This window comes from Marinilactibacillus piezotolerans (assembly GCF_900114235.1).
GTDB lineage: Bacteria > Bacillota > Bacilli > Lactobacillales > Carnobacteriaceae_A > Marinilactibacillus > Marinilactibacillus piezotolerans.
The window spans coordinates 1-10,193 of sequence record NZ_FOSJ01000066.1; the positions used below are offsets into that span (position 1 = coordinate 1).

Genomic DNA, 10,193 nt, shown 5'->3' on the forward strand with positions numbered 1-10,193 from the left:
AAATTATCATGCGTGTAGTAAGCACGGTTATCTTTAATGTCCAGAAGTGATTTTGCCAAATCAGAAAACTTGAAGGTATCCATTACTTCTTTAACTAAGACTAAACCCGAATCACTCGATAAACGACCACCTGTATGCGAAATGATGATGTTTGAATTGAATTTTACCTGGTTTTTGTGTAAGCTAATCATGAAGAGAACTCCTTTCTTATGGTTGGTTTAGACACCTTTACCATATCAGAATGGGGTTCTTTTTTCATCACTTAACAGGTGAAAATGAAAAAGTAAATTTAAGCTGCCGTTAGGCAGTTGGCACATGTTTCAACGAAAAGTATGAATTGTTCAGGATTAAGGTAGTTAACTAATAGATAAAATTCCGATTTAAGGTAGTACATAATGTATAATTAAGGTAGTATGTAAATAGATTGAAAATAAACTCAAATACTTATACACATAAAAAAACGGGGTTATTTTTGTAAATAAAAGTAGTACATATTATCAAATAACGGTAGTAATTAATTAGTAGTTAAGGTAGTATATATATAATAATTATGGTAGTTAATAATTTTATTTTTCGATCAATAGAGGTAGTATATAATTATTGATTATGGTAGTGTATAATCAACAATTAAGGTAGTAAGTAATGATGTTTGGTTAATTTTACTATGGACAAATAGAGTTACGTCGGATATTCTAAACATACAGTAAAAATTACATAAAAAAAGAGACGGAATAAATTGATTTACAACAATCAATTTATTCTGAATCACATACCACCAGTATGTGTTCTTGCTCGTCTCCGGAGTTTATAAGTTGCTGGTAACAACTTATGAATTATAATTTTTAGACGGATTTTATCTCCGCTTAATAATTATTTTACCATAATCTGACGGGCACTTCAATTAATGAGAGGCTTATTTGATTTGCAATGAATCAAATTTGTAATGCTTTCTACTGAAGAGGACACATTTATATTAAGTGTGTCCTCTTTTTTGTGGGAAGGATTCGATACATATGTACAATATTCTGGAAGTGTATTCTACAATATTGAAAAAAGGTTTAAGAAAATACAAGTATAAGAACAGCAAAGGCTGCCCCCCAAACTTTAAAGAAGCTCCTGGTAAAAAAGGTGTGACTTTTGCTTTCCGTAACAAGGAAAGTATGACTCAAGCAAGAGGATTCATTATTACTTCAGAAGAAGCTATCTACGAGAATAAAGAAAAGCTCTCTCACTGGACACCAAATGTTTACAGCTGGGGTGGATACATAGATCCAAATAGAAAACATGTTATGGGGTTTTTTGAAAGAAACTTACAACAGATTAATACCTTCGTGATCGATTTTGATTGTTCTAAAGAGAATGTAAGTAGTGACGATATCTTAATAGCTGGAATTGAACTCAATACGGTCCCTACGTTGATACTAGAAACGCCCAACGGTTATCAAGCATACTTTGTGTTGGACCAACCTAGCTATATTTCTAAAGCAAATGATTTCAAATCTTTGAGAACCAATAAGGCCATTGCGAGATCATTGAAAGTAGCCTTTTCAAAAGAAATTGAAGGAGCCGACTTTGGCTGCAATCCCTTCGGTGTTTTTAGATTTCCACGTGAAGATAACATTGTCTACTATGATCCGACTAACTTATTCAATTTCAAAAAGCTAATGGCTTGGTCCGTGAAAATTAGTGATGATCAAAAACAAGAAAGACAATTACTTCAGAAAGACAATTTTAAAAACGCTGATTTTAAGCAAACAAAAACAAGCTGGTTTAGAAGCTTATTGAACGTGAAGACGATAAAAGGTGGTAAAGGATTGCTGGGACGAAATTCCGTAATTTTTACGGCTTCTTTGGCGTGCTACTCTTCAAAAATGGAGAAAGAAGACTGTATTGACTTAATGGACGAGTTCAATACGTTTTTGGCGAGCCCACTATCCGATAGAGAAGTGAAGAAGATCGTTAGATCCGCTTATTCAGGACGTTATAGTGGCGCTTCTGCGCAGTATATTCAGGTATTAGAAGAACATTTGGGAATCACTCAAAATCGTTCTGAGAGCTTAAATAAGGGCGCCTGGTATAAGTTCGCAAAGCCCAGAGGAGAACGTGAGAAAACGTATTATTTGGAGTATCGACTAGATCTAATTCAAGCGATCGAACAAACAACCCATTATTCAAATGAAGAGAAAAGAATTGATGAAGGAGATAAAAATCCCTGAATCAAGCCTTAAAGACCTTTTAAGAATGCTGAAGGAAGATCACTAAGTTATCATTTAAACACAGCAAGGAAGAGACGAATATACACGTTTAGGAACTAGCAAAAGTGTTATTGTCAATCTCTTAGGGAAAGAAAAATGGAACTTAGTAAAGGATAAACTGGATCTCATAAAGTCAACATCGACTTCATGAGATCCAATTTAATTTTACGTATAGAGTTTTTTCTCATATCTAATCAAAAACAAATTTTTGAACTATAAAAGACTTTTTTAACAATTAAACCAACGAAGCTGGATCTTGTCTGTCAGACTGTATTAATGAGTCATGTATAGATCGATGCTGGAATTGATTGATTCTTTCATCAATAATTCGTCCGTTATCGACAATCAGAGCATTATTTAAAATCTTGTTGGGACGGTTTTCTACTAATTTATCGATATAGTTAGCAGTTTCTGAAGAAATGGCATTTGAAGAAGAGCGATAGAAAATAGTTGGGGTATGATCGACTGCGTAATGGACAACTCCATCAACTTCGTAGATAGGATTATTTAAAGAGGTAGGAACGGTGGTTTCAATGGCACCTTGCTCGTCACAGCTAACGTCAATAAACAGTGTACCAGGTTTGAATTGTTTTAAATCTTTTTGGTAAATAAGATGATCCGTGCGAGAAGTATCCCATAAGATCGCATTGACAATAACATCGAATTCAGTCATTTCTTTTTGAAATAACTTTTCTTGTTTGCGGTTATAGACTTTAACATCTGCACCTAAACCGATTAAAATACGTTGGGCTCCCCGTGCAGTATTACCGCGCCCTAAAATAGCTACTTTTGTATCATACGGCATTACGCCATTTAATTGATAGGCATGCATAACAGCAGCTTCTCCAGCTAGTTCATTATTGCGCCAGTAGGAATGGCGATTGTCTTCATACATGTCTTCCCATGCATAGGCAGATAACTGATTAGCAACTAATGTATCTGTTATTTCTTTATTCTGTACTGCATGGACCCATCCAAATATTGTTTGACCTGGATGTAAATCTTTTATAAAAGTAGCATCTCCGATTTTAGGATCGCATACGATATCCTGTGCCAAAGCAACCTTCCTAGAAACGATTTGGCAACCTAAAGCTGCATATTCAGTATCAGAAATATTTAAATCGCTTCCATAATTTCTTTCAAAGAATAACGCTTCACGATGTTTTAATTCTACTATGTCTTTAGGTAATAAGGCAATTCGCTTTTCACCAAGTTTGTGGCTATTGACAAAACCGATTGTTTTAAATGGTTTTTTTAGCATATTTCCTAACCTCCTAATTATGATCCATAAGTGTGTTGAGCAACATTTAGTACTTTATTATCTCATTAATGACAGCTAGATACAAATTTATATTAAAATAGTGTATTAAGACCTATTTTCACATAAACTTGTACTTCAAAATTTTTAGAGATTAATTAATTTATTTATAGACATTTAATCGTTTAAGCTTTTTTATAAGTGTAATAATCTTGAGCATGAATTACTGTAAAGCCAACAGCTTTATATAATCCTAATGCATTAGTGTTAGTTGTTTCTACTTCTAGATGGACAGAGTAGCCTTTTTTACTTTGCTCTTGTACGAGATAACGTAATACGTTGCTTCCGATGCCTTTTCCTTGGTACTCAGGAAGAATTGAAAAACCGTAAATCCATGCTTGACTGTCTTCTAGATAGATCTGTATTTTACCAATCGCTTTATGGTTCACTTCAATCATGAATAAATCAGTATCTGGATCATTGATAATGTTGCTTTCATTTGCCAAGGCATCTTCTTCGGATAAATCGAATGCTAGCATATCAAGTTGAATCCTTAAGTCTGCATCTTTTCTTTCCGTAGGGCGTAATTTGAATCCAGAGTAAGAAACGGTTAGTGGTCTTGGCTCCCATTTCATCTGATGTTCAGTAAAGCTATAGTCTGCTTTTTGTTTCTTAAGAAAATCCTTTGCTTCTCTAGCTGTAGAGGGAGCATTTAATAAGATTTTTTTATAACCGATTTTAGCCGCTGATTTCATTGATTTTTTAAATAATTTTGTGAACTGTCCTTTCCGGCGTTCTCTGGGTTTAACCATACCAGTTACTTCAACAGTTGATCCAAAAGGATATAACCCAATAAAAGCTATTAATTCATTATTTTCATAGTGTAAGAAATCAAAGTGATATGCTTCTCTATCGCGAAGCATATCCCAATTCAATTTTAATTCAATTTTATCAAATACTTCTACTTCTTTTTGAAGCTTTTCTACATCGTAAAGTTGTTCCATTGTTAACATGTACAAGCCTCCGAAATTTTTTTGTTAATTGGCTGTTATAGAAAGTTGTTTATTATATATCGGTCAAGTAAAGAGTACTTTTATGATGATGGATTAAGAAAAGGCCAATAAATCATTATACAATAAAACAAATAGATTAATATACTATGATTTTATCATAATTGTTCAGTGTATAGCTATTTTAAAAGGTTGCTCATGACAAATCATTATATAAGAAAATAAACAAGTGAAATCATATAAATTGCAAAAATGAAAACGGTTGTATTACAATTAGTTTACCTAATAATTTACTTATTGTGATCATTTTGTATGGGTGATAGACTTTTGGAAAGGGAGATCAATATGTTAGAAAATCATGATTCTAAGGTGAGAATAGGAGCGCTTTTTACAGGAGCTTGTGCAGTGCTTTTAGCGGCATGTGGTAACGAAAGTGGTGCTGGACCAGGCGGATGGGGACAGAATCTGGAGGAAGTGATGGAGATGGCGAAACCATTCAACTGAATATTATGCAAGGAAAAGTAGAGTTTAATGAACAATTCAATGAACTAGCGGATCAATACATGGAAGAGAATGAAAATGTTCAAATAGAAATAACCTCTGTCGGAGGTGGGACTGATTATTTCACACAATTAACAACGAGATTTTCTTCTGGTGATGAGCCGGACATATTCAGTGTGGCTGGTCCAAATGAAATTGAACAATTTCAAGATACAATGGCAGATATGTCAGATACAGAAGCAGCAGATGCAGCTTTAGAAGGCACAATTGAAAATGTCACGCATGATGATGGACGAATTGACGCTATTCCATATAATTTAGAAGGTTATGGATTTATTTATAATAAGGAAGTATTGGAACAAGCTGGAGTGAATCCAGAAGAACTTTCCACTTATGAAGAATTACAAGAAGCGGTTGAAACAATTGATAATCAAAAAGAAGAATTAGGAATTGAAGCGGTATTTGCATTACCTGGCGCTGAAAGTTGGGTCATGGGAGATCATTTAGCAAATGTTTATTTATCACCGGAATTGAATGAAAATCCAGTTGATGCATATAATGCAGAATCATTAGCGTTTGAAAGAGCTGATGAATTTAAAAATATGCTAGACTTACAGGCAGAATATTCTATAGAACCTGTACTCAGTTTAGATTATTCTCAACAAGTAGAAGAGTATTTCTCTCTAGGACAAGTTGCCATGATTCAACAAGGGAACTGGATCTATCCTACCTTAGAGCAGATGGATCCTGAATTTGCAGAAAGCAATGTGGGAATGATTCCAATACCGTTAGAGGGGTACGAGGACCAATTGCCAGTCGGTGTTCCTAACTATTGGGCAGTAAATAGTAATAACGATGATGCTACAGTACAAGCAGCGAAAGACTTCTTGGATTGGATGTATCTGTCGGATGAAGGAAAAGAGTTTGTAGTTTCTGAATTTAACTTTGTTCCTGCTTATGAAGGATATGAAGACATGGAAATCAGCGATCCACTTTCTCAAACGGTTTACGATTATTCACAAAACGGTGAAACGTTGGGCTGGGTCTTTACAGGCTTTCCTACTGGTTATCAATTAAATGAATTCGGACCTAATTTACAAGCGTATCTTGGTGGAAACATGAGTTGGGAAGAAGCGATCGAAGCATCAAAACAAGCTTGGGAGTCTATGAGACAGTAAATACGCTTGACAAGGACCGGTGAAGCTTGATGAATCACGGTCCTTGTCTTTTTTTAAGAAGTGAATGTTTGATTCAGAAAGGAAGTAGTGAGATGAGGAATAAAGAATTTGCATTTTGGTTATTTATTACCCCCGTATTACTTAGTCTTACATTAGTAGTGATTCTTCCCGTAGTCATGGGTTTGTTTTATTCTTTTACTAATTGGAATGGATTGAATTTTACCAGCTTTGTTGGATTGAATCATTATAAGCGGTTACTTGGAGACGAACAGTTTCTGCAATCACTTTGGTTTACCGTTAAGTTTTCAGTTGCCAGTATTATTTTACTGAATGTTATTGGTTTGAGTCTGGCACTTTTAGTAACAAGTAAATTAAAAAGCAGGAATATTTTAAGAACAATTTTCTTCATGCCGAATCTGATTGGTGGTTTGATTTTAGGATTTATCTGGCAATTTATTTTTATTAGAGTGTTTGCTTCTATTGGAGAATTGATTGGAGTGGAGTCACTCCAAGTGTGGTTAGCGACGCCGGGTACTGGTTTCTGGGGGCTCGTCATTTTGACTGTCTGGCAGATGGCAGGCTATATCATGATTATCTATATTGCTTATTTGCAGGGAGTTCCCAAAGAACTATTGGAATCTGCAGAAATTGATGGAGCTACACCTTTTCAAAAATTTAGACATGTTATTTTTCCTTTGATTGCACCAGCATTTACGATCACGATGTTTTTGACCCTTTCAAATTCATTTAAAATATATGACCAAAACTTATCCTTAACAGGCGGAGGTCCGTATAATTCTACGCAAATGGTAGCCATGAATATCGTGGATACAGCATTTTCAGGGAACCAGATGGCTTATGGACAATCTAAAGCAATTATATTCTTTCTGATTGTTGCGGTTATTTCTCTTAGCCAAGTCTACTACAATAAGAAAAGAGAGGTGGATTTATAATGAAAAAGAAGAAAAAATCTCTCTATCTATTAGAGGCACTGGGTATCCTTTTGGGAATGATCTGGATTTCACCATTTTATTTGATGATTGTTAATAGCTTCAAGGATCCGAGAGGTATCTTTTCCAATGTGCTAACGCCTCCTTCAGAATTAAATATTGAAAATTATCAGCAAGCGTTCGAAGATTTACAGTTTATCCGTTCTTTTTTTAATTCTCTTCTGATAACAGTAGCCAGCGTTCTCGTCATTATTATTTTTTCTTCTATGGCAGGGTACGCATTAGCTAGAAACAAAAGTAAATTAAGCAGTATTTTGTTACTGCTGTTTGTAGCAGCTATGCTGATTCCTTTTCAATCAGTAATGATTCCGTTGACCTCAAACTTTGGTCAAATCGGAATGCTCAATCGTCTGGGGTTGATTTTAATGTATTTAGGATTTGGCTGTAGCTTATCGATCTTTCTTTATCATGGTGCCATGACAAGTATTTCGGTTACGTTAGACGAAGCAGCAAGAATGGATGGGGCCAATAAATTTCAGATTTTCTGGAGAATTATCTTTCCTTTATTGAAGCCGATCTCGGTTACGGTAGCTATCTTAAACGTTATCTGGATCTGGAATGATTATTTACTCCCTTCATTAGTCCTAGGAAATAATAGTCAGACGATTCCCATTCGCATGTTTTATTTCTTTGGACAATATACGAAACAATGGCATTTAGCTTTAGCGGGACTGACCATTGCCATTATTCCGGTTATCATTTTTTACTTTAGCTCTCAGAAACAAATCGTAGAAGGTGTAGCAGAAGGCGCTCTTAAATAGCTATTAAATCAGCAAAGGAGAAAAGACATGTGGAAAGACAAAGCCTATTCTGTGGCATATGAATTATCAGATAAAATCAGTAAATTATTTGTAGCTAACTTGTTATGGATTATTTTGAATAGTCCACTTCTGATTGTGGTGATTCAACTCCAGATCGTTACTCAACCCAGTAGCTACTATGTATTATTACCTCTATTATCTTTAGGGCTTCCACTTTTCTTTTTTCCATCTACCCAAGCTTTGTTTTGTCTAGTAAGAGATATAGTATTGCAAACGCCGGTGTCTACAGTAAAAACATTCTGGAGGTATTGGGTTAGTAATTTTAAAGAAAGTTTAAAAATGGGGATACTACTATCAGGGTTATTTACTGGACTTGGTCTTCTCATATATTATAGCTGGTCAATTAGTTTTATTCTATTTACTGTAGCATTTATCGCTTTACTTTTTACTTTAATCATAATGGTGCAATTATTCTGTTTTCAAGCTCACTTTGAGATGCCATTTATTTGGAAGTTGAAAAGAGCACAACAATTGGTTTTTGCCAGAATTTTTTATTCTATTGGATCTTTTATGTTAGTTCTATTCATGATTTATGCAAGTTTTGAAATAAGCATAGCCGTTTTTGTATGGATGACGCCAGTAGCTTGTGTATATACAAGTTTTATTATATTCAATTATCAGTACAATAAGATTATTTCAAATAAAAAAGTCCAATGGAATCGAGACTCTGAATCAATGTAAAGAGTTCTTTTAGAGGTTTATATCAGTATTTGCTATAATTGACTAACAGGTCAAAATAGAGGGGCGAATAAATTGGCAATTTTAGAAGGCTGGCTAGAATATTTAAATGAAGCAGGAATTACTTATTGGCTTGGGGGTATAGCAGGATTAATTAGTATACTAGTTGTTAGGTCTATCTTAAAAAAAGTCGGTAAACGATTAATTCAATCAGAAAGATGGCAAGTACTATGGAAAGCATTTGTAAATTGGACTACGCTTTTTGTTCTAGTCGTTTATCTGCTATCTTACTTATCCAACACACCATGGCTGTATGAAACACTTTTTACTTTTGGAGACACCAGGGTCACGATTTTTTTGATTTTAGCAGTCCTTTTTGTGGTAATCGTAGCGATTCGTTTTTCAAATGCGGTAAAAAAGCATGTGTTACCTAGTGTGTATTCTAGATACGAGCTAGACAGAGGAATGCAGGCTACGTTCAATACGTTATTCCAATATGTTGTTGTAGCACTGGCGATTCTGATCGCATTATCTTCTCTTGGATTTAATTTGACTAGTTTGACAGTATTTGCAAGTGTGTTAGGTGTTGGGATCGGGTTTGGACTACAAAATATTATGTCGAACTTTATATCAGGTTTGATTATTTTATTTGAACGTCCGGTTAAAGTCGGCGATAGAATCATTATTGACGGAACAATCGCGGATGTGGAAGAGATTAAGATGCGCGCAACAATTGTAAGAACAAGAGCAAATGAACGAATGATCATTCCTAATTCTTTCTTTCTAGAAGAGAAATTCATTAATAGATCTTATGCAGATACTAGACTTCGTATTTCTGTTGAGGTAGGAGTCGCTTATGACAGCGATGTTCACTTAGTGAAAAAGCTTATTGAAGAATCGATAAAGGAATTAAACGAAGAAACTTGGCATAATATTTTGACAGATCCTGAACCAAGAGTCTTCTTTGAAAATTTTGGAGAATCTTCTTTAGATTTTAAAGTCTGGTTCTGGATAGATCAGCAGACTGATGAAAGAGAATTCCGTATTCCTAGTGATCTGAGATTTAAGCTGTTTGAAAAATTTAATGCCCATGATATCGAAATCCCTTTTCCACAGAGAGATTTACATTTAATTCAGCAAGAGAAACCTGAATAATTCATAACTCTGTATTTTAAGTAAATCTCTTAAAAAAATCATTCTCGCTTTATTTATTTTGATAACTTTTGCCCAAAACAATCTTTTTAAAGACTCTTTTCATTTTTGTAAGTGCCCAAAAATTACTTTTGTATAATTTTGGGCACACTTATCCCTTGGAACTTTTCTCTTAAATAAATAGTATCCGCTTAGTTTATACCCATGAATGGGACCGCCTCAGGCGGTCGAAGACAGCATAGAATTCTTTATGATAAACGTGATAACTAGACAGTTTAAGATAGACTTGCCTACCTGTTTGGACAAGTTTCCCGGCTACTTTAAGTAATT

Annotated in this window: 10 protein-coding genes; 7 read left to right on the forward strand and 3 right to left on the reverse strand. The window is 34.6% G+C overall.

Annotated elements, in window-relative coordinates:
• Positions 1-191, reverse strand: a 191-nt coding sequence (locus BM212_RS11185; RefSeq protein WP_177206448.1) for a transposase, incomplete at its 3' end; no start/stop codon positions are given.
• Between the two features lie 822 nt (positions 192-1,013).
• On the opposite strand from BM212_RS11185, the gene BM212_RS11190 reads away from it, so the two are divergent.
• Complete coding sequence (locus BM212_RS11190; RefSeq protein WP_091898595.1) at positions 1,014-2,216, forward strand: primase C-terminal domain-containing protein; 1,203 nt, start codon at positions 1,014-1,016, stop codon at positions 2,214-2,216.
• A 274-nt stretch (positions 2,217-2,490) separates the two neighbouring features.
• On the opposite strand, the gene BM212_RS11195 is transcribed toward BM212_RS11190, so the two are convergent.
• Positions 2,491-3,516: a N(5)-(carboxyethyl)ornithine synthase gene (locus BM212_RS11195; RefSeq protein ID WP_091898597.1), complete on the reverse strand. Its 1,026-nt coding sequence runs from the start codon at positions 3,514-3,516 to the stop codon at positions 2,491-2,493.
• A gap of 182 nt (positions 3,517-3,698) precedes the next feature.
• The gene (locus tag BM212_RS11200) at positions 3,699-4,526 is read right to left on the reverse strand and encodes a GNAT family N-acetyltransferase (RefSeq protein ID WP_072693720.1); all 828 of its coding nucleotides are present in this window, start codon (positions 4,524-4,526) and stop codon (positions 3,699-3,701) included.
• 342 nt (positions 4,527-4,868) lie between these two features.
• On the opposite strand from BM212_RS11200, the gene BM212_RS12660 reads away from it, so the two are divergent.
• The 6 genes from BM212_RS12660 to BM212_RS11225 all read left to right on the forward strand — a co-directional run bounded on the left by BM212_RS12660 (position 4,869) and on the right by BM212_RS11225 (position 9,866).
• Positions 4,869-5,027, forward strand: a complete 159-nt coding sequence (locus BM212_RS12660; RefSeq protein ID WP_177206450.1) for a hypothetical protein — start codon at positions 4,869-4,871, stop codon at positions 5,025-5,027.
• Positions 4,976-6,202, forward strand: coding sequence for an ABC transporter substrate-binding protein (locus tag BM212_RS11205; protein WP_091898599.1), 1,227 nt, complete (start codon positions 4,976-4,978; stop codon positions 6,200-6,202). The genes BM212_RS12660 and BM212_RS11205 overlap by 52 nt, the downstream gene beginning before the upstream one ends.
• 92 nt (positions 6,203-6,294) lie before the next feature.
• Entirely contained in the window at positions 6,295-7,155 is an 861-nt protein-coding gene (locus tag BM212_RS11210) for a carbohydrate ABC transporter permease (protein WP_091898601.1), read from the forward strand.
• The gene (locus BM212_RS11215; RefSeq protein WP_091898603.1) at positions 7,155-7,973 is read left to right on the forward strand and encodes a carbohydrate ABC transporter permease; all 819 of its coding nucleotides are present in this window, start codon (positions 7,155-7,157) and stop codon (positions 7,971-7,973) included. The genes BM212_RS11210 and BM212_RS11215 overlap by 1 nt, the downstream gene beginning before the upstream one ends.
• A gap of 27 nt (positions 7,974-8,000) precedes the next feature.
• Entirely contained in the window at positions 8,001-8,714 is a 714-nt protein-coding gene (locus BM212_RS11220; RefSeq protein ID WP_072693724.1) for a DUF624 domain-containing protein, read from the forward strand.
• 72 nt (positions 8,715-8,786) lie between these two features.
• Positions 8,787-9,866: a mechanosensitive ion channel family protein gene (locus BM212_RS11225; RefSeq protein WP_091898605.1), complete on the forward strand. Its 1,080-nt coding sequence runs from the start codon at positions 8,787-8,789 to the stop codon at positions 9,864-9,866.
• Positions 9,867-10,193: the final 327 nt, after the last annotated feature.